This window comes from Halolamina sp. (assembly GCF_036626355.1).
Classification (GTDB): domain Archaea; phylum Halobacteriota; class Halobacteria; order Halobacteriales; family Haloferacaceae; genus Halolamina.
Map to the genome: position 1 here is coordinate 1 of NZ_JAZKRY010000019.1, position 22923 is coordinate 22923.

The following is a 22923-nucleotide window of genomic DNA, read 5'->3' on the forward strand; positions in this document are numbered from 1 at the left end:
CACGTAGGGACTGTCCAAGGTGAGCTGACCGCAGTCATCGATTTCGAGCACGCGCTCGCGGCATCACCGGAGTGGGACTACCTCAGAACGGTGCTCCCCGTGTTCGGGCCGAACGCCAGCCACGGCGTCCCTGAACGCGTGTTCCGCGACGGCTACGAATCCGTCCGGCCGCTCCCCGGGGGGTTCGACGAGCGCCGCAAGGCGTACATCGCGCTCAACGGCGTCTCCTACCTTCGGTCGCTCCATCTCCAGCGCGGTGATCTCGACGACAGACAGGCGGTCGCGCGCCGGATGCACTCGCTCGCGAACAGTCTCCTGGCCGACTCGAGAGACTGAAAGCGGACACCGGGTGAAGGATAGTTGTGCTATAGCCGTGGGACCGAGGAATAACTATACCCGTCTGCGCTCTAAGGCGTTAGCCAACAGGCGATGGCCAACCCGGAACACGAGAACGGCGTGACCCTCGAGCTCAGTGAGGAGGAAGAGTGGGTGCTCCACGCGGCGTTGCTCGACCATCTCGACCGACAGGCCGACGGCGGTACCGACGAGGAGCCCGAGGCAATCCCGCTTCTCGAACAGCTGGAGGCCGACGACGAGCTCGTGCTCGTGCGCGAGCACCTCGCGCTCGCCAGGGACGTACTCTCCGAGTATCTCGCGGGTGCGCCGTTACGGGACCGCGCGACCTGCCGGAGCATCCTGAGCGAGATTCGCGAGAATCTATAGCTCCCCGCGACTGACGATTTGTCCCCACAACTCCCGACGGTTGGCGGTCCACCGATAGAGCCACTCCCGGAGCCGGTCGTAGCCGGGGAGCTGCTCTAGCAGCCAGAACAGCGCGGCCACCAGCACGTTCGTCCGGGCGAGCACGCCCTGGATGGCAGCGCCGCCGGAGTAGACGTCCTTGTCCGTGAGCAGATGTGCCGAGTCGCGCCAGTTCTCCGGGAGCCGCGCGCGCTGGTCGGGTGAGAGTTCCGAGAACGCAACCGGCGCTACGTCACCGAAACGCGCACCCACGGCGGCACACCACGTACAGAAGCCGCAGTCGTCGTCGTAAACCATCCGAGGTCGGGCCATACCCCAGGTTCGGTCGGCCGCGCTTTCCGTGTTGTGGCGCCGTTCAGTACCGGGGCCCAAGCGGTTTAAACCGGCGGCGCCCCAACGTGTGAACAACGATGCCCGCAACGAAAGAGGTCAAATGTACCAGCGAGGACTGTGAGCTGGACATGTTCGAGAACCACTACACCTACGATATCGCCGATGACCACACGGTCGCCGATCTCTCCTGCCCGCTCTGTGGGGGGACGGACTGCCTCGAAGTGATCGAGCTATGACGGGACTGAGTGAACTTGGCGGGTCGGCCGTGCGCTCAGTGATGGAGCGGGTGGGTCGGGGCGTGAGCCGGGTACAGGAGCGCAAGCCTCTCAGCTACGACCTGCTGGAGAGCGAGGACGCCTACCTCGTTGTCTTCGACGCCGCGGGCGCCGACCACTCCGACATCCAGGTCCGCTTCGTCGACAACGAGGTACAGATCCGGGTCGATCGCTTCCGCTCGTTCCACGAGCAGTTCGAGATGCGGTTCCCCGGACGCGGGCTCGCGCTCTCGGGGCGTGCACAGCTGCCGAACGACGCCGTCGACGCCACTGACGCCACGGCGACGCTCACCGAGGCCGGGACGCTGCAGGTCCGCATTCCGAAATCCGGCGAGACGACGGAGGTGCCCGTCTCCGAGGAGAGCACAGATGCAGGGTCCGAATCGGTGGAAGTCGAAGAGTCGGCCGACGAACCGACTGAAAGCCACCAGTAGTCGACCGTCACGGCTACAGCGACATTCCTTCGCTGATTTCGAACTCGGGCATTCCGTCGAACCGTTCTGGATCGTACGCAGCTGGCGGCGCCCGCTCGCCGAGAACCGTATCCGCCAGCGCCTCGCCCGTCGCAGGCGCACGGACGAAGCCGTGGCCGTGCCAGCCGGTACCGACGTAGAGTCCAGGTAACACCTCGCCGAGTAGCGGCTCCCCGTCGGGGGTCGCCGTCGCAATCCCGCCCCACGCCGTCTCGCTCTCGACGGTCAACCCGGTCCGCTTTTCGACCGCATCAGTCGCGGTATCGGCGAACCAACCGTCGCCCGTGGGTGACCAGCCGTCCGGGTCGCACTCCTCAGGCACGGTGCCATCACCCGCGAGCAGGCCGTCCGGATGAGGCCGGAAGTAGACGCCCGCCTCGGTGTCGAGCACCATCGGCCCGTCGTAGGATGCCTCGCTCACGAGCGCCTGCACGCGGTAGGGTTTGAGTGGGAGCCGGACTCCCGTCGGCGCCAGCACGCGCTTGCTCCAGCCTCCGGCGGCGACGACGACGGCGTCGAACCGCTCGCCGTTGACCCGCGGACCGTCGCCCTCGTGGCTGATGCTCGCCTCGACGTCAGTCCAGAGTTCGACGCCCAGCCGCTCGGCCCGAATGGCCATCGCGGCGACGTACGTCCCGGGTCCGGGGGTGACGTAGCCGGCCCGCTCGGTGACTGCAGCCAGGCCGATTCCGTCCGTCTCCAGCGAATCGAAGCGCTCGGCGACGGTCCCAGCGTCGTAGCAGTCGACATCGACGCCCTGCTCGCGGGCGGCGGCGACCTGCTCGCCCAGCGCCGTCTGCTTTGCGTCCTCGCCCTCGGCGACGAGCGTGACGTTCGGCGCCGGTTCGAACGTGAACCGATGGTCGCGCTCGGCGAGCCACGCGAAGCGGTCCATCGCGCGCTCGGCGATGCGGGCGGCAGCGGCGTCAGTCGGTCGCGGCGCCAGCACGCCCGCGGCGCGATGTGAGCTTCCCTCCACGCGCTCGCGGGGGCGGCGCCGCTCGTCGCCGAGCGCCTCCGCACGTTCGTAGAGCCGCACGTCCACGCCCGCATCAGCCAGGTCGTGCGCCGCGGTGACGCCGACAGCGCCGCCGCCGACGACAGCAACCCGCATCAGCGGCCTCCGAGTCGGAGAGTACTACCACTCGTCGGCAACCCCCGTCCGAACGGTCGGTTCCTCATTTGTGCGGTTTCGGCGTCAGGTCGCCAAAGCGCTGCTCGGCGAGCCAGTCAACCAGCGCCGAGAGCTCGTCGGTCGCCTGCTCGAACAGCGCCTCGCCCGCCTCGGCGCTCCCCGCGGTCGGTTCGCCGACGGCCCCGCTCTCGGAGAAGTCGACGGTGTCGAACCCGACGTTAGCGCCGTGGATCGATCTCCCCCAGCCGTCGCTCGCGCTCGCCTCGGCCTCCTCCAGGGCTTGCTCCTGGACGAGCTCCTCGGCCAGGTGGAGCACCATCGACGTCTCGATGGCGTCAGCGTGGCCGATAGTCGTGTCGAACAGCTCCTCGTCCAGCCCGTGCAGCGCGTCGAACCAGTTCCAGGGCGCGACGAACGCGACCTTGTCGTTTCGGAGGCGGCGGGCCGCGCGCTGGAGCGCCGCGCTGTTACCGCCGTGGCCGTTGACGACCACGACTTTTCGGACCCCGTGGCTGGCGACGGAGGCGGCGATGTCCGAGACGTAGGTCTCGAACGTCTCGGGCTCTGTCCAGAGGGTGCCGTCGAACTGACTGTGGTGGCTGCTCACGCCAACCGGCACCGTCGGGAGGACGACCGCGTCGGTGTCGGTACCCCGGGCGATCGCCTCGGCGGCGGTGAAATCTGTCGAGAGCGGCAGCGCGGGGCCGTGCTGTTCGACCGAACCGGTGGGCAGCAGCGCGACCGCCGCGTCGTCGAGCGCGTCGGCCGCCGTTTTCGTTGTGTGCTCTTCGAGTAACTCCATACACATCCCAGCGAGCGCCAGCACTTAGCCGCTGGCCTGCCGGCGACCCGCGAAGCGTCCACAATCAGCTCCAAAGGAATGACCGGGGTTCATGTCGAGCGAGTGTAATTACCCGGCTATGTCCCGTGCAGTGCCCGTCGCCGTCGCCGGGCTGGTCGCCGGCGGCGGCCTGCTGTTGAGTGCGTTCACCAGCATTCCGGGTGTGCTGCTCGCCGGCGCGCTCTCGGTTGCCGGCGGGATGGCCGCGGTCGTCGCATGCAGTGAACTCGGCTTCGTTCTCGCCGGCTACGTGTTCAGCCAGACGGACGACTTCAGGGGCGTCAGTCTCTCCTGGCGGGCGCCAGACCGCCGCGGCTGGGCATTCGTTATCGCCGGAACCGTCACAGCGGTGGCGCTAAATCGCGTCGCGTTCTCCCTCGGGGCGCTGGCTGGTATCGACCCGGTTGCCACCGTCTCGACGCCGGAGGGGCTCACCGCAACCGGGTTGCTGGTCGTCTCACCCGTGTTCCTGCTCGTCGTCGGTCCGGCGGAGGAGTACCTGTTCAGGGGCGTGCTTCAGGGATATCTCGGACAGTCGTTCTCCGTCGCAGGTGCGATCGGGTGGGCGGCAGTGCTGTTCACGCTTGTCCACGTGCCGAACCTGCTCGCGGCACCGGAAGCGGCGCCGGTGTCGCTCCCCGTCTGGCTCACGCTCGGCGTCCTGCTCGGCTGGCTCTACGAACGTACCGGGACGGTCACCGTGCCGGCACTGGTCCACGGCGCCTACGACGTGGTCGTGTTCACGCTCCTGTTCATGCAGTGGGGGCTCCTCTAGCCTCGCCCGCTCAGCTGCGGAACTCTTCGAGACCACGGGCCGGGTAGGCGACGACGGTATCGACGCCAGCCTCGCGGAGGGCCTCCGTCCGCTCTCGGACGGTCTCCACGTCGCCGACGAGCGCGTAATCCTGGATCGCGGCGAGCGACACGTCGCGGGCACGGCCCGTCGCCGCCGAATCGGTCTCGGCATCCTCCGAGAGCGCCCGGCGAACCGGTCCACGCCGTGAGACGTACGCGCCGAGCGCGTCGAGGAGTTCGTCCTCGTCGGCAGTCAGCGCGGTGGGGGCGTAGCAGGCGACATCGCCGTCGAACCCTGCAGCGCGGAGCGCCCGGACGTCGGCCACTGTCGAGCGCGAGAGCAGTTCGAACTGGGTGCCGCTGGCGGCGAGCGCGATTCGCTCGACGCTCTCGGTCCCGATCCAGGCCTCGGAATGGCGCTCCCGGGCGGCGCCGAACCGCGGCGCGATGGCTTTCGAGGCCTCAGTGTCGGAGAGATACGCGCCGTGGCCGGCGACGAGCACGCGGCCGACGCCGGCCGGAATCTCCCGGTCGACCGAATCGTCGCCGAGCGGGTCGAGTCCATCCGCCCGAACAGGTGTCGTGACGCGGACCGACGCCGACGTTGCGAGGCGCTGAAGCGTCTCGGCGTCGGGGAACGGCTCGCGGCCCTCGTAGTCGACGACCAACGTCGACGCCGGGAGGTCGACCGCCAGCGAGAGGTCGCATTCGGTCGGTTTCAGCGCGACGCCATCGATACCCGCTCGAACGAGCGGGGAGCGGGCGGCGCGGTCGGTGGCTGCTCGCTGGGCGGTGCTGTCGCTGGTGGATTCGGGCGCGTTCATAACGGGGACTCACTGGTCGTTCTACGGTGACGGTACGCGGACAAACGAGTCGAGCTATCGAGATCGCGGAATACGATCCATCGCCTGTGCGGCCATGTACCCATCCGTATTCCTGTCGAGTTAATAAGCCTGTCGTCAGATGTCGTCCCTGTCGCTACTCCAGCGCCACCGTGAACCCCCACCGAAACTGCTGGTCGCCGTCCACAGGGTTCAGGGTATACCGACTCTCGAAGCGGTGCTCGCCGGTCGGGAGACAGTCGTTCTCAGGCACCTCCGTCGTGGCGTAGAGTGAGAGCGCGGAGGTCATACTCTCGCCGGGCGCGAGCGTGCGGATGCGGTACTCCTCCGACACCCCGATGCCCTCGGTGAGCCGCCAGCAGCCGGGTTCGGCGGGGTAGTCACCCCCGTCAGGAAGCAGCATGAGCGTCCCGTTTTCGGAGTACCGGTAGGCGAACACGACCGCGCGTGCCTCGCCGACATCGACCGTCTCGTTGCCAGTGTTCGTGACGGAGACGCGAAGGCCCGGTGGGCGCTCCTCGGTGGCTGCCTCACGGGTGACTGCCACCTCGATTGCCAGCGGCCCGTCGGGCTGGTCGTCCACGCTTTCGAGACGTATTCCGGGGCCGCCGTCGCCGTCAGGGGACGAGAGACAGCCGGTTATCGAGAGACCCGTTGCAGCGGGAAACGTCGCAAGTAGCGAGCGTCGGGTGGCCATAGCCGCCATTACGCGGCGACGCCAATCAACTCCTTGGAGAGACAAACGGCGGCTTGTGTCACAGGCGAAACCGGCCCACCCTGGCAGTTCCGCATCCGGGTCACGAGTCCGACGAACCCACTGGAATATCGGACTCGGGGTCAACGACTCTGTCGACCGTTTCGGGTGGCTCCCAGCCGGTGGTGAGTTCGAGCAGTTGGACAAGCAGGCGCCCGGTCGCCCCCCAGACCGTGTAGCCGTCGATATGGAAGAAGTGGAGGCGGACGTCGCCGCGGCGGGGGTGTTCCCGCCGCTCGGACTCGTAGTTGTCCAGGTCGATGAGTTGCTCGACGGGAAGCACCGCGATTTCTGCTACCTCGTTCTCGTCGGGGTCGTACTCGCGGTTGGGAATATCGGCGACAAACGGCCGGATGGCGTAGCCCGTGACGGTGGTGATGTCGTCCAGTCGGCCGACGGTGGTGATCTCCTCGTCGTGGAGCCCGATCTCCTCCTCGCCCTCCCGGCGAGCGGTGGCCTCCAGATGTTCATCGGAGGGTTCACGGCTCCCCCCGGGGAACGACATCTGGCCCGGATGCTCCCCGAGATGGTCCGCACGCTTCGTGAACAGGACGTGTGGCTTGTCGTCGCGGTGGAGTACAGTGGCGAGCACGCCCGCCCAGCGCTCGGCGTCCGCGACCGTGGCCGGCTCGTGTTCCCGAACGCCCGACAGCTCCATAACTCCCCCAGGCTCCCAGCGCGGTAAAACGCTTCGTCGCCAGCAAACCGGGAGTGGGCGTCCCACCCACCGTGAGCCGCCGCTACTCTGTGACAGCCACCAGCCGTTCCCGGGTCGCCGCGAGGTCGACCGGTCCCCACGCTTCGAGGTCGTAGGTCACATCCGCGAGGTGGGCGGCACGCTCCGTATCGCCGTTGTCGACGGCCGTCGCGGCGTCCTGCCGGAGTTGATCGACGGCAGTCTCGGCGGCCGCTTCCCGGTCGACCGAGCGCGTGGGCACATCGAGGATGTGGGGCAGGTCCTCGCCATCGGGCGGCAGCATCGGGAACGCGACTGGGCCGACGATCAGGACCGTTTCGGCATCCATCTCGCCGGTGACGGCGTCGGCAGGCAGCGAAACGAGGTAATACTCTCGGACCGCCTCCTCGACGGCGGCGGACGCGGCGTCCTCGCGCACGTCCCGGCCCTGGCGAAAGGCGAGTTCGACGAGCGCTTGCTCTAGCTCCGCGCTGGTGAGCGCCTCGAAGAGGTCGACGATGCCCGCGAGTTCGTCGTGGGTGGTCTCCTGCATGGGTCGTGAGTGAGGGACGCGAAGGCAAAAGGGGAGAGGGTCCAGCTCACTCCGTCTCGGTCCCAGTGGTCGTCGTCAAACCTGACTCGGCCTCGATGTCGACCTGGATATCGTAGCTGAACACCTGTCCAGCTTCGCCGCTTTCGGCTTCGACCGTCTCAGCGCCGGCGGGTTCGGTGGTCGACTGTGGCGTCGAGCTGCTCTCGGTCGGGTCGCCGCCGGACCGGCCGTCGATCAGCCGGCGAGTCCAACTGTGGCTAACGTGCCGAGATACACTCGTCTGGAGGGCATCACTCCGCGGTTTCGCTCTTTCGGGCAAATGCTTTCTGCGCGTCGGGAACGCGTCGCTATGGGGCGTGAAAAACGGGAGAACGTGATCGACGAGCGGTGCAGCGGTCGGGGGGGCGGGAGTGAAGTTAGTATTTGACTTCGCCTCGCGGGTCGCCCAAAGCGCTCCCCGCTCGGCATCGAGGTAGTTTGCCGCTCGCGCGGCTCGCGTGTTCCTCCCTCGCTTACATCGCACCGCCCATGCCGCCCATGCCGCCCATGCCGCCGCCGGGGGCGCCACCTTCCTCCTCGCCGCCCGAGGTGGAGAGGTCGCCCGCGGCGATGATGTCGTCGATCTTGAGCACGAGGTTCGCGGCCTCGGTAGCGCTGGAGAGCGCCTGCTCCTTGGAGTGGGCCGGTTCGACGACGCCGGCCTCGAAGGTGTCCTCGACGTCGCCGGAGAACACGTCCAGGCCGGCCATCTGGTGGCCGGACTCGTGGGCCGAGCGGAGATCGACCAGCGTGTCGATGGCGTCGAGACCCGCGTTCTCTGCGAGCACGCGGGGGACGAGTTCGAGCGAGTCGGCGAACGCCTCGACGGCGAGTTGCTCGCGGCCGGAGACGCTGTCGGCGAACTCGCGCAGGCGGCTGGCGAGTTCGACCTCGATGGCGCCGCCGCCGGCGACGACGCGACCGTCGGAGATGGTGGTGGAGACGACGTCCAGCGCGTCGGAGATGCCGCGCTCGAGTTCGTCGACGACGTGGTCGGTCGAGCCGCGGAGGAGCAGCGTCACGCCGTGGGCGTCCTCGCCCTCGACGTAGAACAGCTCGTCGGCCTCGTCACGGCCGACGGAGCCGAAGCCGAGGTCCTCCTCGGTGAGGCTCTTGAGGTCGCTGACGACGCTGCCGCCCAGGACGTTCTTCAGGAAGCTGATGTCCGAGGACTTGACGCGGCGGAGCGCCAGCACGCCCTCCTTCGCGAGGTAGTGCTGTGCGAGGTCGTCGATGCCCTTCTGACAGAAGACGACGTCAGCACCGCTCTCGGCGATTATGTCGACTTTCTCGCGGAGCTGCTTCTCCTCCTGGTCGAGGAAGGACTGCAGCTGGTCGGGCGAGTCGATGGAGACGTTCGTGTCGACGTCCGTCTCCTCGACTTCGATCGCCTCGTTCAGCAGGAGCGTCTCGCCCTCCACTTCGGTCGGCATGTTGTCGTGGACCGGGTCCTTCGAAACGACAGCACCGTTGAGCAGGTCGCTCTCGGTGACAGCCCGACCCTTCTGGGTCTCGATCTTCAGGTTCGCGAGATCAACGACGTGGGAGCCGTCGTCGGCCTCGACGGTGACGGCGCGAACGGCCTCGACGATGAGCTCCGCGAGGTGCTCCTTGTCGAGTTCGGCGCCCTTGCCGGTCATCGAGGTTTCGGCAACGTTCTCCAGCAGATCGGTGTCGCTTGGCTCGACGTGCCGCGAGATTTCCTCGACTTCGTGGCGGGCCTGCTCGCTCGCCAGGTGGAACCCCTTGATAACGGCGGTGGGGTGGATCTCCTGGTCGAGCAGTTCCTCGGCGTTCTTCAGAAGTTCGCCCGCGATAGCGACGGCGGTCGTCGTCCCGTCGCCGGCCTCTTCCTCCTGCGTTTCGGCGACCTCGATGATCATCTCGGCCGTCGGGTTGTCGATGTCCATCTCCTCGAGGATGGTGACGCCGTCGTTGGTGATGGTGACGTCGCCCATCGAGTCGACGAGCATCTTGTCCATTCCCTTCGGGCCGAGGGTCGAGCGGACCGACTCTGCGACGGCACGCGCCGCCGAAATGTTGTAGTCCTGCGCGTCCTCGTCTTTCACTCGCTGGGAGTCCTCGCCCATGATGATCATCGGCTGGCCACCCATTCGCTGTCGTTGACTCATGTTCAACGAATGATTGTCCGTGGTTCTATATAAATGTGACGAAGCTGCCGGTTTCGTGGCTCCCGTCGCGCTGCCGCCGGTCGCGCCAAAACCGCACGACATGAAGGCTGGGAACAGAAACCATGTGTGAGAGTAGCACAGACATGGTCCATACTCAATGCGCTGTTTAAATAGGCGGCTACCGGAGCAGTTGGCATCGTGCTATGGGTGTGGCCGGTGCCAGCGGCCGTCGGAAATCGCGGCAGAAATCGAGTGGCGGGGCGAAGGACAGCGGAACTGATGGGAAGGCGGTGGCTCAGTCGTCGCCGCCCTCACCCCTGTTTGGGTTTTCGAGTAACTCCGCGTCGGCCGCGTCGGTCGGCTTCAGTTCAGGAGCCTCGTCGAGCTCATCCATCGTTTCGGCGTCCCGGGAGGCGAGCTCGAACTCCAGTTGACGGCGTTTGTTCCGTCCCTTCCGTTCGCGGCCGCTTTTCGTGTCTGGCATCGTCACTCTTGTTACCGACCCACATGGTAATGAGCGTTTCCCCGCCATGCTATCCGATAGTTGTCACGATAGCAGCCGGGCCGGGTGGCGACAGAGAGTCGAAACTGCGCACCCACTCGCGATTAGCGACGACAGAAACGCACGGACCCGCTTGGCTCACCGGATGTGGCAACAGAAACGCCAGGACTGGGATTTGAACCCAGAATCCCGGAAGGGAACACGCTTTCCAGGCGTGCGCCTTACCGTTCGGCCATCCTGGCTCGGCTATTCGTAGCGCGCTTTGCTGTTTAACTCCTTCCTTTTCGCAGAAGGCGGGGCTCGGCGACGTACGACACGGTGGCGACGACAGCCCCGACAGCGCCGGCGACGGCGCCGGTTTCGAGCAGCGAGAGCGGCACTCGCCCGCCCAAGAGCAGGTAGCCCTGGACGGCGACGAGGAAGCTGAACAGTCCCACGACGCCCCAGAGCAGCGCGGACCTGAGCCGGCCCGTCACCTCACTCGAGGCTGACGATGGCTTCGATTTCGACATCCACACCAGCGGGAAGCCCCCCCGCCTGCACCGCGCTGCGGGCCGGCGGCTCGTCGTCGAAGTAACTCCCGTACACCTCGTTCATGCGGTCGAAATCGTCGATATCGGCGAGGAACACCGTCATCTTCAGCACGTCGTCGAGCGTGCCGCCGGCCTCCTCGATGATAGCCGTGAGGTTGTCGAACACCTGCTCGGTCTGGATTTCGATATCCTCGTCGTCGAGCAGTTCGCCGTCGGGCGTCAGCGCAATCTGGCCCGCCGTGAACAACAACTCGCCGTTGGTCGCTCCCTGGCTGTACGCACCAACTGCACCGGCCGCCTCGTCCGTACTGATAATCTCTTTCACGCAGTGACCCTGCGCCGGACGGACCTTAATCTTGACTGACCACCAGCGGGGCGTCCGCCGAATTGCCGGGTTGCTCGGGGAGACCACTCTTCAAGTACGAAGGCGCGGTAGCACCGCTGTGATCCGAACACCCGCCCGCACGCTCCACAGGGCCGGGCTCTTCCTCGCAACCGGCCTGCTCGTCCTCCTCGCGGGAGCGCTCGCCCGGCTGCGGGCCCGCGCCGAGGACGTCCCCCTCTCGCCGGTTACCGCGAGCTGGTTCGTGGGGCCCAACTTCGTCGAACGGGCAGGACTCACGACTGGCGAGCAGCCTCCCGGCGAACTCGATGACATCGCGACGCTCGCTGGCGACCGCTTCGACCCGGAGCTGCTCGATTCCGAGATCCAACGGTTCTACGAGCGAACCGCCGAGTACGACATGCGGTTTCGAGCCCGCTGGCACGTCCCATATCGAATCGGGGCGGCGCTCGCAAGCCAGTTCACGAGCCGGATCGAGCAGCTGAATCTGCCCGGCCCGGGTGATGAATCCTGGCACCGGCTGGAGAGTCGGTTTCTCGACGTCGATGAGCCGGGCGGCGGCTCACGAAGACGCCCCGACGTGACCGAGGACAGAGAGGACCCTTCGGTGCGTGAGGATGTCCGTGCGTGGGTGCGAACGGACCCGGAGACCGGCGAGGCTGTCTTCGTCGCGCTCTACGCGACCCACCACCGGGATGGGGAGGGCTTCGTCAACATCGCCGTACCGCTACCCGGCAGCGCCGTCGACACCGTGCTGCGGCCGGAGAACCTCGAAGAGAGCGCGGGCGCGCGAACCGGAATCCGTCTCACGACCAGGAGCGCAGGCGACCCCGGGCTCTATCTCCGAGCCCCGCTCGGGGCGTTCGAACTTCCCGGCGGGCAGGAGTTCCGCGTGTGGCGGGAGGATCGTGAGACAGGGACCGACGACGGCGAACTCAGGGCCAGCCACGAGATGTGGCTGCTCGGCCGACAGTTCCTCACGGTCGAGTACGAGATACTCCGCGAAAACGACGATTTGGCGGGTTAAACCAGCTTCTCGATCTCGTATCCTCGGGTCTCCAATGCGGTGAGGAGCGCCTCCACGTGGTCGTGACCGTGTGTTTCGAGGTCCAGGACGACTTCGGCGGCGTTCATCGCGATATCCCGGGAGGTACGGTCGTGCTGAACCGCGTAGATGTTCGCCTGGTGCTCGGAGATGCTGTCGACGAGCTGCTGAAGCGAGCCGGGGCGGTCTTTCAGTTCGGTGCGGATCTTCAGATACCGCCCCATCTGGACCAGTCCGCGCATCACGACGGTCGTGAGATCGTTGAGTTCGATGTTGCCGCCGCTGAGAATCGGCACGATGAGTTCGTCCTCGGAGAACTCGAAGCGCTCGGCAAGCACTGCCGCGAGCGCGATCTCGTCATCGGTCACCGTCACCACCTCGTCGACCCGGTCCCGGGCCGCCTCGACTTTCGCGAGCGAAAGCATATCGATAGCCCAGGGAGCCGGCGCTAAGGAGTTTTGGTGGGGAAATGGAGGATGAGGGGGGGACGGGGATTACGGGTTGGGGAAACGCACGGGCGTGTCACCGTGCAGTCTACACTATGTGGCTACGGGGCATAAGCCTACGCCGTCCACAGTGAAAGTGAAACTACGGGTGTTGGGCGCTGGTAGCGCTGTTTCGGCTCTCAGTCGCGGTACTGGACCTGAACGTCCTGTTCACGAAGATACCGCTCGACACGGTCAGAGAATGGCTCGACCTCGGCGCTTCCGGGCCACACCGCCGGTTCTTCGACGCCGAGGCGGGTCGGGTCGCCGACGTACACCTCGACGGTCCCCTCCCCTTCGCCATCATCCCGTATGAGGGGGACTGATACCCGGACGTAGAGGTCGTCATCGACGCGCTCGTCGCTATCGAGCGCAGCCACCTCGGCTGTTCGGAGCAGACGTCCTCCCGTCTTGCCCCCGGGCGCGAGTGTCGGGGACTCCCCCTGCACTGGGTGGAGTCCCGTAAGTACCGCCGGCCCGAGAAAAGCGAAGGAATCGACGACCTGCCCGACCTGCTCGGGTTCGGTCAGCGACCCGTAGACGAAGATGTCCATGGTTGGTGTTCTGCGCGCTCCCTTATGAACAGTGAGTTGGGGCTTTCGGCTCCGAAGTCGGAGCTCCGGAGTTTCGAGTTGTCACAGCGGCTCGAAACGGGAGCGTCTCTTCTCCAAAGGATAGCGACCGCCAACAGCACCGCAAACGGCACCGCGGAATTCCCATGGGCAATCGGGCCACACCGCCCGCCACCCCGCGGCCACAGGTGCTCGTGGCTCCGCCGTCGACGCTCGCGTTCCGAGGTTGGTTGGGGCTCACGCTGTTCGCGTTTTCCCACCTCGATTCCTCGCCAGCGCGCGCTCGCAGTCGCCGCGAGCGAAGCGAGCCTTCCGGTAGCCGAGCGGGCAGGGCTTTCACACCGTTGTTCACCACTCCGCTGTCGGTGACTGTCGGAAATCACGAAGCGAATCCGGCCAAACAACCCGAATCACCAACCCACCCAAACACAACCGCTTTCCACCACCACCTCCCACTCATAGCTATGCGCGTTAGCGAGGGCGACGTGGAGGTCGAGGCGCCCGACCCACGGGACGGGAGCAGCGAAGGCGCCAGCGACGCCGTCTTCTTCAACCCGGAGATGGAGCTGAACCGCGACCTCACCGTCGCCGTGCTCCGGGCCTACGCCGAGCGGGCCGACGACTCCTGGACCGACGAGCGCAGCCTGACCTATCTCGACGCGATGACCGCCTCCGGCGTCCGGGCGGCCCGTGCCGCCGAAGCGGGGTACGACGTGACCGCCGCCGACGTCGACCCGGATGCCGTCGAACTGGCCGAGGAGAACCTCGCCCTGAACGGCCTCCGCGGCGAGGCGGTCCAGTCGGACGCCAACATCCTGCTCCATCAGGATCGCTTCGACGTGGTCGACCTCGACCCGTTCGGGACGCCGATGCCGTTCGCCGACGCCGCCGTCGCGGGCACCCGGAAGCTGCTCTGTGTCACCGCAACCGACACGGCGCCGCTCTGTGGCGCCCACTTCAACTCCGGCGTGCGGAAGTACGACTGCGTCCCCCGGAACACGGATTTCCACCGGGAGATGGGGCTCCGGGTGTTGATTTCTGCGCTAAGCCGCGTCGCCGCCCGCCGAGACGTCGCGGCGGTCCCCATCTGCTCGCACGTCACCCGGCATTACGCCCGGACGTATCTCGAACTCACGCACAAGGCGACCGCCGCCGACGAGGCACTGGAGCAGCTGGGCTTCGTCCACCACTGTGAGGACTGTCTCTACCGCGAGCACGAACACAGCCGCATCGCCCACCCGCCGGAAGCCTGCCCGAACTGCGACTCCACCCGATGGTCGACCGCCGGCCCGATCTGGCTCGGCCCGGTCGTGGAGCCGGAGTTCGTCGATGCCGTCGCCGAGAAGGTGACACCCGGGATGGGCGAGTGGAAACGGGTGAGTCGCCTGCTCGAGACGCTCGGCGAGGAACTCGACACGCCGACCTACTACGACCAGCACCGGCTCTGCAAGCAGTGGGGCGCACCCGCGAACAAGCTGGAAACGTTCCTCGAAGATATCCGCGACGCCGGCTTCGATGCCAGTCCAGCCCACTACTGCGGTACCTGTGTTAAAACCGACGCCGACGTGACCGAGATCCGGGAAGCCGCCCAGCCGCCGCTGGACGCGACCGAGGACTGATACAACCGCGGGCTGACGCGACCGAGGTGTTACGAATCCGGTCGCACGGAGGGCTCCAGGGTTCAGCGCCGAACCAGCAGCAAGCAGGCCGCTCCCATGGGGTTCTTGTACGCCGCTCGTGTAGGTCGGTTTAGTGTTGTCGCGTCTTCGCTCGGCTGTTGGGACGGCAAAGCGCGTCGGGACGGTCGCCAGTCAACAGGAGATCACCTTCCTCGCGGCGGCGGTCGCCTACTACGCCTTCCTCTCGCTCATCCCGGCCACTGTGCTCGCCCTCGTCATCGCCACGACGTTCGGTGGCGAAGAGCTCGCGACCGTCGTGCTCAACTCGGCGGGGGAGTTCTTCACCGAGAGCGGGCAGGAGGTGCTCGTCGCCGCGCTCACCGCCACGGAGGGCCGTGGAGGAGCTACCGTCGTCGGGGTGGCCTTCCTGCTCTGGGGGACGCTCAAAGTGTTCCGCGCCCTCGACACCGCCTTCCGGAACGTCTACGGAGCTGAAACGGAGAGCACGCTGCTGGACCAGCTCATCGACTCCATCATCGTCGTCGTCGGAATCGGGCTCACGATGGCGCTGATGTTCGTGATGGCGGGGGTGCTCGCCGCGCTCAACCTCGGACTCCTCGTGGAGATACTTGGCTTTCTCGTCCTGCCAGGACTGCTGACGGTGGCGTTTCTCCCCATCTTCTACCGGTTCCCGGACACCAAAGTGAGCGTCCGGGAGGTGTTGCCCGGTGCGCTCGTCGCCGCGTTCGGCTGGACCACCATGCAGGCGGTGTTCCAGCTCTACGCTAACACGGCGAGCATGTCCGCCTACGGCGTCGTCGGCGGGGTGATTCTGCTCGTGACCTGGCTCTACATCGCCGGCGCCGTCATGATTCTCGGCGCCGTCGTGAACGTCGTCCTCGCTGAGAACCGGGAGCCGGGGAAAGAACCCGAAGCGACTCCCAATCGGCAGTTCCAAGAGGAGCGGGAGCCTGACTCGAATCATATGCAGGAGCGTGAACCGCAAGGCGCCCCCGACGTCACCGAACTCGCAGACGACGTCGAGGAGCTTCGGGCGGACCTGGAGCGCTTCGAAACCGACGTCGACCGTCGGACCGTCGACCGACCACAGCTGGAAGCCGACCTCAAGGCGTACGTCCGTGCGCGGATGCGCCAGGGGAAGGCTCGCGGCTGGGGGCCGTATCTCATCCTGCTCTACGGGACTGCGATGAGCCTCGGCGCGTTCTACTGGCTCTCGGGCTGGGTCGCTATCGCCGCGATGCTCGTCGCCTTCACTTCGTCGCTCGGGATCTACGTCATCTTCGTCCTCTTCGGCGGCATCATCGGTGCTGCAACCACGGCTGCAGGCATCGCTGACCGCCTTCGCTCCCGCTAATGCACGGAATCGGTCTCACGGAGACACTCGCTGGCCTCCCAGAGTGGGTCACCTTCCTCTTCGCGATTATCACGCAGTTCGGCGACGCGTGGTTCCTCTTCGGTGGCGTTGCCCTCTGCTACTGGTACGCCGACAAGCGCTTCGACGCGGTACCGCGGCGAAGCGGCGGGGTACTGATCGCGCTCGGCGTCTGTGGACTCGCGACGACAGTCGCACTCAAGAGCCTCTTCGCCGTTCACCGGCCGGTCGGGGCCGGCGAGGCGTTCCCGCCGGGCTGGCTCCCGGCAGCGCTCGACGCCCTCTACCGTAGCATCTCGACCGCCGACGGCTTCGGCTTCCCCAGCGGCCACGCGGTCGGCAGCACCGTCGTCTACGGCGGCGCGGCGCTGCTCTACGACAGACTGGCGGAGCGACGGACGCGCCTCCTCGTCGCTGCCGTCGCAATCGGGCTCATCTCGCTCTCCCGGCTCGTCATCGGGGTTCATCTCTTGCCGGACGTGCTCGCTGGGATACTCGTCGGCGCCGTCGTCCTGTTTTGCACGCTCCGTCTCGCAGATGGCCGTCCGGAGGTCGCGTTCCTCGTCGCAACCGGTATGTCGGGTGTCGCGCTCGTCCTCGCGCTCGCTGGCGGCCACAGCGGTGAGGCATCGAAAGCCGCCATCAGCGTCGGTGCCGGCCTGGGCGGCGTCGCTGAATGGCACCGCTACGGCGACGCCGAGCGCGTTCGCGTCCCGGCACGGTGGGTCGCACTTGGACTCCCTGTCCTGGGCGGGTTCTGGGGGGTGGTGTACGCCGCCGACCTCGCGCTTCCGCTGGCGGCGTTGGGGTCGGCCATCGCCGTCGGTGGGATCGTCGCGATGCCGCGGCTGGTGGTGTGGTGGCACGAGCGTGCCACGGCAAAAGAGACGGTGGCGCGAGCGTAGCGTGGCTTAGCCGAGGGTTTTCTCCATCGCGACCTCGTCGTACTCGTGGTGGTCGAGCCGGTACTCGTCGGTCACCGTGTAGCCACGGCTGCGATAGAACTCGACGAGAAACGGGTGTTTCTCCGGCGCCACGAGTCGAATCCTCTCGGAGCCACGCGCTCGGGCGGACTCCTCCGCCCGTTCGAGCAGACGGCTCCCCACACCCATCCCTTTCCACCCCTCGCGAACGCCAAGCCGGCTGAGCTTCACCGTCTCGTCGTCGACAGTTTCCAGTCGGACACCGCCGACGACGGTCTCGTCGGTTTCCGCCACCAACATGCGGTGGTTCCGGATCCAGTCACGGACCTCCTCGGCTGTCGCGGACTCCGCCTTCGCGGGGAAGCCGAGTTCCCGGTTCTCCCGGTAGGCGTTGCGGTATGTCACTGCGATCGCGTCGGCATCCTCGGTGGCAGCCTCGCGGATGCGAACGTCGTCCATACGGGTGATAGCGGTGGCTCGAGTATAGTGGCACCGACAGGAAAAATACCGGAGGGCAGTGGCAGGTTAGAACGTCTCGAGGTAGCGGTCGAGCTCCCACTGCGAGACGTCGATGCGGAACTCGTCGTACTCGGCGTTTTTCGCCTTGACGAATTTCTCGGCGACGTGGTCACCCAGCGCGTCCTTCACGAGCTCGTCGTTCTCCAGCGCGTCGACGGCCTCGCCGAGGTTCGCCGGCAGTGTCGTGATTCCGTAGTCCTCGCGTTTCTGCTCGTCGAACTCGTAGATGTTCTCCCGGACCGGGTCATCGCATTCGAGTTCGCGCTCCATCCCGTCGAGGCCGGCGTGGATGAGCACCGCGAAGGCCAGGTACGGGTTACAGGAGGGGTCCGGGAAGCGGGCTTCGATGCGGGAGGCCGCCGGGATGCGGGCAGCCGGCTTGCGGATGAGCGCCGAGCGGTTGCGGTCGGACCAGGCGACGTAAACGGGCGCCTCGTAGCCCGGGACGAGCCGCTTGTAGCTGTTGACAGTGGGGTTGGTGACCGCGGCCAGCGCCTGAGCGTGCTCGAGGATGCCGGCGGTGAACTGCTTGGCCTCCTCGCTCAGATCGAACTCGTCGCTCTCGTCGTGGAACGCGTTCTCGCCGTCCTCGGTGAACAGCGAGAGGTGCGTGTGCATCCCCGAGCCGTTGATGCGCGGGATTGGCTTGGGCATGAACGTCGCGTGGAGGTCGTGTTGGGCGGCGATAGCCCGGACGACGGTGCGGAACGTCGCGACGTTGTCGGCCGTCGAGAGTGCGTCGTCGTACTCGAAGTTGATCTCGTGCTGGCCCTCGGCCACCTCGTGGTGGGAGGCTTCGATGTCGAACCCCATGTCCTCCAGGCCGAAGATGATGTCACGGCGCACGTCGCCGGCGAGGTCCTTCGGCGCCAGGTCGAAGTAGCCGCCGGCGTCGTTGGTTTTCGTCGTCGCCTGCCCGTCTTCGTCCTCCTCGAAGAGGAAGAACTCCGGTTCGGGCGCGGCGTTGATCTCGTAGCCCATCTCCTCGGCGCGCTCGATCGCCTGCTTCAGCACGTAACGGGGGTCACCTTCGAACGGCTCGCCCGTCGTGGTGTCGATAACGTCACAGATGAGGCGGGCGGAGCCGTCACGCCACGGCAGCACCGCGAACGTGCTCGCCTCGGGTTTGAGCCGCATGTCTGATTCCTGGATTCGAACGAACCCCTCGATGGAGGAGCCATCGAAGTAGATTCCCTCCGTGAACGCCTTCTCGGCCTGGTCGGCCGGCACGGAGACGTTTTTTACGGTCCCCAGAATATCAGTGAACTGGAGCCGCAGGAAATCGATGTTTTCGCGGTCGATGCGTTCGAGAACCTCCGCCTCCTCCTCGGTCAGCCCACCGTCGGGAACTGGGTCATCCGTCATGCTCTAACGGGGCAGAGAGCCTGATAGTACAAATAAATACCCTTTTCGGCAGAGGACTCCAAAGATGGAACCTAGATAATTGGATGTTCGTAAAGTTCTTCAGCCATCCCACCGAGCATGGTACCATGACGTACGAAAACCTCGATGCCCGCCTGATCAACTCGCTGCTGGGCGATGGTCGCGCCAGCCTGCGCAGCCTCGGCGAGGAACTCGATGTGTCGGTAACGACGGTTTCCAACCATCTCCGGAATCTGGAGGCGGAGGGGGTCATCGAGGGGTATACGCCGAATGTGAACTACCAGGCGCTGGGTTACGACGTGACCGCAGTCATCCAGCTGAAAGTCGAAGGGTCGGCGCTGCCCGAGATCACCGACCGGCTCTCGGAGCTGCGCGGCATGGTGTCGGTGTACGAGGTGACCGGCGACCACGACGTGGTGGCGGTCGGAAAGTTCCGGGATACGGACGACATGAACGAGCGCATCAAGCGGATCCTGACCGACGACGATATCCGGGAGTCGAACACCTCGGTCGTGCTGAACGCGGTCGTGGAGAATCAGCAGTTCGACCTGGAGATCGACGAGGAGTAATACTGCCGGACAGAAGTCAATACAGAGTTGCGCACCAGCCGCTAACCATCACACCAGGTGACGGCCGATCCACGGCGAGCGATAGTTGCATCGTTCTGTCCGGCAGTATAACCTACCGCTCGGTCCGGCCGTAGACCAGTTCCATCGTCGTCGCGAGCGCCTCGCCCTCGGTACGCTCCCCGCCGCCGGCGAGCCTCGAGACGTACAGACGTTCTCCCCCGGGATGACGCGGTACTCGGAGACGAGAACGAGTTCGATCCCGCCGCTGGTTCGCGGGCGCTCGTGGACCCGCGAGCGGGCGTTGACGAGCCCCGCTGGACAGCCGTGCTCGCTGACCTGGCCCGCCGATTCGTCGCGGGCGACGACGGGCACCGATTCGGGATCTGGCACACCGGCGGCGTCACCGCGAATCGTGGCGTCGAGGCCGTTTGCGCCACCCACGGAACAGCCCGCAAGCCCGGCGCTGGCGGCGACAGTTGTTGCAGCGAGAATCGAGCGGCGAAAGGGCATAGACACAGGTCCCGGCGGGAGCGAAATGGCTGTTACGCGTCCCCGGAGCCGGGATTATTCGAAGCGGAACTCGCCGTTCTTCTGGACGACCTCGCCGTCGACCTCGATAACGGAGTCCTCGCTCATGTCCAGAATCATGTCCACGTGTTCGGCGCTGTTGTTCACGGCGTTCCCCTCGCCGACACACTGGGGGTAGGCGCTCCCGACGGCCATGTGGACCGTCTCGCCCATTTTCTCGTCGAACAGCATATTGTACGTGAACCGGTCGATAGCGTCGTTCATCCCGATGCCGAGTTCGCCGAGATAGCGCGCGTGCTCGTCGGTGTCGAACACGCCCGCAAGCACGTCCTCGTTGCGGCCGGCCGAGAACTCGACAACCTTCCCAGCCTCGAAGGTGACGCGGGCATCCTGCACCTCCCGGCCCTGGCGGTAGAGCGGCAGATCGAAATAGACCTCGCCCTCGACGCTGTTCCGGACGGGTGCAGTGAACACCTCGCCGCCGGGGAGGTTCGCCTCGCCGTAGTCGTTGGCCGCGGTGTTGCCCTCGATAGACATCGTCACATCCGTTTCCTCGCCCGCACGGATGCGTACCTCGCTGGCGTCGTCGAGGACGTCGACGAGGGTCGACTGGAACTTCCGCTGGGCCTCCCAGTCGAGCGAGACGGCGTCGTAAACGAACGCCTCGTAGGCTTCGGTGCTCATGCCTGCCAACTGGGCGTCGCCCGGGTTCGGGTGCTGTGTGACACACCAGGTGGTGTCGAGACGGGCCTTCTTGACCGGGTCGTGTGCGCGGGTGTACGCTGCCGTCGTCTCGGGGTCCACGTCGGCTTTCTCGCTGGGGTTGGGGCCACTGCGGGCGATGATGGTCGCATCGGCGTTCTCGTAGAGTGCGAGTTCGTGGTCGGGAGTCTCGAACGCCTCGCTGTTGCGGAGGAACGCGCGGTCGGCGCGCTCGGAGTAGGTGAGAAAGACCGGGTTGGCCCCTTTCTGCCCGATGAGTTCGTGGAGGGCGACGCCGAGATCCTCGGCGTTGCCCGGCAGATAGACGATGACGTTGTCGCCGGCCTCGATATCGGTGGAGTGGTCGACGATGATCTCGGCGTGCTCGCGGATACGGGGGTCCATATTCGAGGGTTTCGGGTCGCTGGCATACCGTTTTCGGAGTCAGCCGCGAGCTGGCCGACTGGACGCTCGACAGGGGGCGTTTCAGGGCCAATCCAACGCTCCGAACCGGGAGGCTTTTTAAGTACCGGTCGGAAGAACTCCGTATATGTTCAAGGCCATCGTGAGCGCGTCGACGCTTCGGGACTCACTCGACGCGGTGAGCGTGCTGGTCGACGAGTGCAAGATCCGCCTGAACGAGGAGGAGCTCTCCATCCGGGCCGTCGATCCCGCCAACGTCGGGATGGTCGACCTGTCGCTCGAGGCCGCGGCGTTCGAGTCCTACGAGGCCGACGGCGGCGTCATCGGCGTCAACCTCGACCGGCTGGAAGATATCGCCGGCATGGCCAACGCCGACGATCTGGTCCACCTCGAACTCGACGAGGAGACCCGCAAGCTCCACATCGAGGTCGAGGGGCTCTCCTACACGCTGGCGCTCATCGACCCCGATTCGATCCGCCAGGAGCCCGATATTCCGGAGCTCGACCTCCCCGCGGAGATCACAGTCGAGGGCGCTCAGCTCAACCGCGGGATCACCGCCGCTGATATGGTGAGCGACCACATCCGCCTGCGCGTCGACGAGGACGCCGAGACGTTCCACATCGAGGCCGAGGGCGACACGGACGATGTGGACCTCGAACTTTCGTCGGACGACCTCATCAACCTCACCGCCGGCCCCGCCGATTCGCTGTTCAGCCTGGATTATCTGAAGGATATGAACAAGGCAATCGCGTCAGACGCCGAGGTTCGTGTTGAACTCGGCGAGGAGTTCCCGGTGAAGCTCCACTACGAGTTCGCTGAGGGGCTCGGCCAGGTGACGTTCATGCTTGCGCCGCGAATTCAGAGCGAATAGACCGATTACGGCGAGTGACCTGTCGCCGGCTCCGTCCGGCGACTGAGGAACCTCATGCCGTAATGGTGTATCGACCAGCCGCGGCGAGTGACCTGTCGCGACCACGGAGCCCAAGCTACGACAGTGTTAACCTCTCAGCAGCACGCTCGCCCCCAGTGACCCTCGACTCTCGCCCGTTCTGCGCCTCCGATCGACAACCCCGTGAACTGCTCGCATAGGAGCCCCGCCTTTTTTGCCTGAGCCGCGAACGAAGAGCCATGACCACCGCCATCTACTTCGACTGCGACGGCACGCTCCTGACGTTCGAGGGCGAGTACGCCGACCTGTTCGCTACTGCCTGCGAGGAGGTAGGTCTCGACGCAGACCCCGAGTCGCTCTCGGCGACCTACAGCGAGCGGTTCTTCGAGGCGTTCGAGGCGTTTCATCCCGAACCGTACCACGAGGGCACCCGTGTCGCGTTCGAACAGCACGACATCGATACCGCTCCCGAGCGGTTCGTCGACGCGCTGCTGGAGGCCGAAATCACCGACACCGTCGTCGACGCGGGCGCTCACGACGCCCTCGACCGGTTCGACGACGACGCCCGCCTGGGCGTGCTCACGAATGGCGTCCCCACGGTCCAGCGCCGGAAGCTGGAACGCCACGACCTGTTCGAGCGGTTCGACGGGTTCCTCCCGAGCTACGAGGTGGGAGCGCACAAGCCAAGTCCCGAGATCTTCGAGGCAGCCCGCGAGCGGCTCCCCGCCGACGAACACGTCTACGTCGGCGACTCGCTGGAGGCCGACATCCGCCCGGCTCGTGAGGCGGGGTTCCTGCCGGTTCACGTCGACCGGACGAGCGAGGCAGGCGTCGCGATCGACCATCTCGGAACGCTGGGACGGGCGGCGGAGCTACTCTAAGCCC

General features: G+C 66.1%; 27 protein-coding genes, 1 tRNA gene and 2 pseudogenes. 12 read left to right on the forward strand and 18 right to left on the reverse strand.

What is annotated here, in order from left to right; genetic code table 11:
* Positions 1-336: pseudogene (locus tag V5A38_RS04680) on the forward strand (aminoglycoside phosphotransferase family protein); the annotation flags it as partial.
* Between the two features lie 93 nt (positions 337-429).
* A complete protein-coding gene (locus V5A38_RS04685; protein WP_332324585.1) occupies positions 430-723 on the forward strand; it encodes a hypothetical protein in 294 nt (97 codons plus the stop codon).
* Here V5A38_RS04685 and V5A38_RS04690 read toward each other — a convergent pair.
* Positions 718-1074 (reverse strand): DCC1-like thiol-disulfide oxidoreductase family protein, encoded by a 357-nt coding sequence (locus V5A38_RS04690; RefSeq protein WP_332324586.1) that lies wholly within the window; start codon positions 1072-1074, stop codon positions 718-720. The two genes, V5A38_RS04685 and V5A38_RS04690, sit on opposite strands and share 6 nt — an antisense overlap.
* A gap of 98 nt (positions 1075-1172) precedes the next feature.
* Between V5A38_RS04690 and V5A38_RS04695 the strand changes: the two genes are divergently transcribed.
* Positions 1173-1331: a hypothetical protein gene (locus V5A38_RS04695; protein WP_332324587.1), complete on the forward strand. Its 159-nt coding sequence runs from the start codon at positions 1173-1175 to the stop codon at positions 1329-1331.
* Complete coding sequence (locus V5A38_RS04700) at positions 1328-1804, forward strand: Hsp20 family protein (RefSeq protein WP_332324588.1); 477 nt, start codon at positions 1328-1330, stop codon at positions 1802-1804. The genes V5A38_RS04695 and V5A38_RS04700 overlap by 4 nt, the downstream gene beginning before the upstream one ends.
* A 13-nt stretch (positions 1805-1817) precedes the next feature.
* On the opposite strand, the gene V5A38_RS04705 is transcribed toward V5A38_RS04700, so the two are convergent.
* Together V5A38_RS04705 and V5A38_RS04710 are read right to left on the reverse strand one after the other, a co-directional pair.
* Entirely contained in the window at positions 1818-2957 is a 1140-nt protein-coding gene (locus V5A38_RS04705) for an FAD-dependent oxidoreductase (RefSeq protein ID WP_332324589.1), read from the reverse strand.
* A gap of 64 nt (positions 2958-3021) precedes the next feature.
* Complete coding sequence (locus V5A38_RS04710) at positions 3022-3780, reverse strand: creatininase family protein (protein WP_332324590.1); 759 nt, start codon at positions 3778-3780, stop codon at positions 3022-3024.
* A 118-nt stretch (positions 3781-3898) separates the two neighbouring features.
* On the opposite strand from V5A38_RS04710, the gene V5A38_RS04715 reads away from it, so the two are divergent.
* The gene (locus V5A38_RS04715) at positions 3899-4594 is read left to right on the forward strand and encodes a CPBP family intramembrane glutamic endopeptidase (RefSeq protein WP_332324591.1); all 696 of its coding nucleotides are present in this window, start codon (positions 3899-3901) and stop codon (positions 4592-4594) included.
* Positions 4595-4604: 10 nt separating this feature from the next.
* On the opposite strand, the gene V5A38_RS04720 is transcribed toward V5A38_RS04715, so the two are convergent.
* The 9 genes from V5A38_RS04720 to V5A38_RS04760 all read right to left on the reverse strand — a co-directional run bounded on the left by V5A38_RS04720 (position 4605) and on the right by V5A38_RS04760 (position 10970).
* The gene (locus V5A38_RS04720) at positions 4605-5438 is read right to left on the reverse strand and encodes a luciferase (RefSeq protein WP_332324592.1); all 834 of its coding nucleotides are present in this window, start codon (positions 5436-5438) and stop codon (positions 4605-4607) included.
* 154 nt (positions 5439-5592) lie between these two features.
* A complete protein-coding gene (locus tag V5A38_RS04725) occupies positions 5593-6153 on the reverse strand; it encodes a hypothetical protein (RefSeq protein WP_332324593.1) in 561 nt (186 codons plus the stop codon).
* A gap of 100 nt (positions 6154-6253) precedes the next feature.
* Positions 6254-6868 carry a CoA pyrophosphatase gene (locus tag V5A38_RS04730; protein ID WP_332324594.1) on the reverse strand — a complete coding sequence of 205 codons (615 nt, stop codon included), beginning with the start codon at positions 6866-6868 and terminating at the stop codon, positions 6254-6256.
* 82 nt (positions 6869-6950) lie between these two features.
* Positions 6951-7439, reverse strand: coding sequence for a hypothetical protein (locus tag V5A38_RS04735; RefSeq protein WP_332324595.1), 489 nt, complete (start codon positions 7437-7439; stop codon positions 6951-6953).
* 512 nt (positions 7440-7951) lie between these two features.
* Positions 7952-9610 carry a thermosome subunit beta gene (gene thsB, locus V5A38_RS04740; RefSeq protein ID WP_332324596.1) on the reverse strand — a complete coding sequence of 553 codons (1659 nt, stop codon included), beginning with the start codon at positions 9608-9610 and terminating at the stop codon, positions 7952-7954.
* Between the two features lie 295 nt (positions 9611-9905).
* On the reverse strand, positions 9906-10094 hold the full coding sequence (locus V5A38_RS04745; RefSeq protein ID WP_332324597.1) for a hypothetical protein: 189 nt from the start codon (positions 10092-10094) through the stop codon (positions 9906-9908).
* Between the two features lie 178 nt (positions 10095-10272).
* Positions 10273-10354, reverse strand: a tRNA-Ser gene (locus V5A38_RS04750).
* A 27-nt stretch (positions 10355-10381) separates the two neighbouring features.
* A complete protein-coding gene (locus V5A38_RS04755) occupies positions 10382-10588 on the reverse strand; it encodes a hypothetical protein (RefSeq protein ID WP_332324598.1) in 207 nt (68 codons plus the stop codon).
* Between the two features lies 1 nt (position 10589).
* On the reverse strand, positions 10590-10970 hold the full coding sequence (locus tag V5A38_RS04760; protein WP_332324599.1) for a Rid family detoxifying hydrolase: 381 nt from the start codon (positions 10968-10970) through the stop codon (positions 10590-10592).
* Between the two features lie 118 nt (positions 10971-11088).
* Between V5A38_RS04760 and V5A38_RS04765 the strand changes: the two genes are divergently transcribed.
* Positions 11089-12015 (forward strand): hypothetical protein, encoded by a 927-nt coding sequence (locus tag V5A38_RS04765; protein WP_332324600.1) that lies wholly within the window; start codon positions 11089-11091, stop codon positions 12013-12015.
* Here the strand turns inward: V5A38_RS04765 and V5A38_RS04770 are convergent.
* Positions 12012-12428: pseudogene (locus tag V5A38_RS04770) on the reverse strand (ACT domain-containing protein); the annotation flags it as partial. The gene V5A38_RS04765 and the pseudogene V5A38_RS04770 overlap by 4 nt on opposite strands.
* A 230-nt stretch (positions 12429-12658) precedes the next feature.
* Positions 12659-13072 (reverse strand): gamma-glutamylcyclotransferase family protein, encoded by a 414-nt coding sequence (locus V5A38_RS04775; protein ID WP_332324601.1) that lies wholly within the window; start codon positions 13070-13072, stop codon positions 12659-12661.
* Positions 13073-13554: 482 nt separating this feature from the next.
* Between V5A38_RS04775 and V5A38_RS04780 the strand changes: the two genes are divergently transcribed.
* The 3 genes from V5A38_RS04780 to V5A38_RS04790 all read left to right on the forward strand — a co-directional run bounded on the left by V5A38_RS04780 (position 13555) and on the right by V5A38_RS04790 (position 17007).
* Positions 13555-14709 carry a tRNA (guanine(26)-N(2))-dimethyltransferase gene (locus V5A38_RS04780; protein WP_332324602.1) on the forward strand — a complete coding sequence of 385 codons (1155 nt, stop codon included), beginning with the start codon at positions 13555-13557 and terminating at the stop codon, positions 14707-14709.
* Between the two features lie 133 nt (positions 14710-14842).
* A complete protein-coding gene (locus V5A38_RS04785) occupies positions 14843-16084 on the forward strand; it encodes a YihY/virulence factor BrkB family protein (protein ID WP_332324603.1) in 1242 nt (413 codons plus the stop codon).
* The gene (locus V5A38_RS04790) at positions 16084-17007 is read left to right on the forward strand and encodes a phosphatase PAP2 family protein (protein WP_332324604.1); all 924 of its coding nucleotides are present in this window, start codon (positions 16084-16086) and stop codon (positions 17005-17007) included. Before V5A38_RS04785 ends, V5A38_RS04790 begins: the two co-directional genes overlap by 1 nt.
* A gap of 6 nt (positions 17008-17013) precedes the next feature.
* Here the strand turns inward: V5A38_RS04790 and V5A38_RS04795 are convergent, their stop codons facing one another.
* Positions 17014-17484, reverse strand: coding sequence for a GNAT family N-acetyltransferase (locus tag V5A38_RS04795; RefSeq protein ID WP_332324605.1), 471 nt, complete (start codon positions 17482-17484; stop codon positions 17014-17016).
* Between the two features lie 66 nt (positions 17485-17550).
* A complete protein-coding gene (gene glnA, locus V5A38_RS04800) occupies positions 17551-18909 on the reverse strand; it encodes a type I glutamate--ammonia ligase (RefSeq protein ID WP_332324606.1) in 1359 nt (452 codons plus the stop codon).
* A gap of 125 nt (positions 18910-19034) precedes the next feature.
* Between glnA and lrp the strand changes: the two genes are divergently transcribed.
* Positions 19035-19496 carry an HTH-type transcriptional regulator Lrp gene (gene lrp, locus V5A38_RS04805; protein WP_332324607.1) on the forward strand — a complete coding sequence of 154 codons (462 nt, stop codon included), beginning with the start codon at positions 19035-19037 and terminating at the stop codon, positions 19494-19496.
* A gap of 48 nt (positions 19497-19544) precedes the next feature.
* Here lrp and V5A38_RS04810 read toward each other — a convergent pair whose 3' ends face one another.
* Together V5A38_RS04810 and V5A38_RS04815 are read right to left on the reverse strand one after the other, a co-directional pair.
* Positions 19545-20006 (reverse strand): hypothetical protein, encoded by a 462-nt coding sequence (locus V5A38_RS04810; protein WP_332324608.1) that lies wholly within the window; start codon positions 20004-20006, stop codon positions 19545-19547.
* Positions 20007-20060: 54 nt separating this feature from the next.
* A complete protein-coding gene (locus V5A38_RS04815; RefSeq protein WP_332324609.1) occupies positions 20061-21131 on the reverse strand; it encodes an aminopeptidase in 1071 nt (356 codons plus the stop codon).
* Positions 21132-21276: 145 nt separating this feature from the next.
* On the opposite strand from V5A38_RS04815, the gene V5A38_RS04820 reads away from it, so the two are divergent.
* Both V5A38_RS04820 and V5A38_RS04825 read left to right on the forward strand, forming a co-directional pair.
* A complete protein-coding gene (locus V5A38_RS04820; protein WP_332324610.1) occupies positions 21277-22020 on the forward strand; it encodes a DNA polymerase sliding clamp in 744 nt (247 codons plus the stop codon).
* 257 nt (positions 22021-22277) lie between these two features.
* Complete coding sequence (locus V5A38_RS04825) at positions 22278-22919, forward strand: HAD family hydrolase (RefSeq protein ID WP_332324611.1); 642 nt, start codon at positions 22278-22280, stop codon at positions 22917-22919.
* The last annotated feature ends 4 nt before the right edge of the window (positions 22920-22923 follow it).